This is a genomic window from Pseudothauera lacus (assembly GCF_003034845.1).
Lineage (GTDB): Bacteria > Pseudomonadota > Gammaproteobacteria > Burkholderiales > Rhodocyclaceae > Pseudothauera > Pseudothauera lacus.
In genome coordinates, this window is the sequence record NZ_PZKC01000040.1 from 1 (window position 1) to 640 (window position 640).

General features: G+C 66.7%; 1 protein-coding gene. It reads right to left on the reverse strand.

The genetic code is table 11. From position 1 onward, the window contains the following. Positions 1 to 123: 123 nt before the first annotated feature. Positions 124 to 549, reverse strand: a complete 426-nt coding sequence (locus C8261_RS17240; protein WP_146161712.1) for a DUF6396 domain-containing protein — start codon at positions 547 to 549, stop codon at positions 124 to 126. Between the last annotated feature and the right edge of the window lie 91 nt (positions 550 to 640).

Below are 640 nucleotides of genomic sequence, written 5' to 3' on the forward strand. Positions count from 1 at the left end.
CGCGGATGTCGGCAAGGTCCTGCATGGCGGGCGGTTCCGGGGGGCGGGGCGGTGGAGGCGGCTCCTGGCAGGCGGCCAGCAAACAGACTCCGATGAGCACCACGCCGGCCGCCCGCACGCCGCTCAGTCCGACTGTCCGGCGGGTCGGCCGGTGCGCGGGTCGAGCCCCTTGGTGCGGGCCATGTCATCGATCACTGCGGCTTCGGGCAGTGGTGGGGGGACGTTGGCGTCGAACTCGACCTTCCAGCGCAGGGTGCCATCCCAGGGCGGCAGGGGCGCGGGGGGCAGTGGCACGATGTCGTCGACATCGGGCACCTTGGGGTCGAGGTAGGAGTAGTCGGAGAGGAAACGCTGGATGAGGCCGTAGCGGCGCACGCGCTCGGGGTCCTTTTGCTGGGCAAGGTAGTCGAGCTGATTGTCAGGGGTGGGGCCATCGAACCCATCCAGAAGAGCGAGTGCGGCTGTGGGATTTCCTCCTTTGACCCCCCACTGAAAAGCCTGTAGGGCCTCAGGATAGCGCTGGTTGTTCTTCAAGCGAATCCCTAGCATCTGCCCCGCCTTGCCGTGACCCTGGTCGGCAGCACATCGCCACATATCAAGTCCGATGGGAACGATGTCATCGCTGACCTTGCGACGGTCG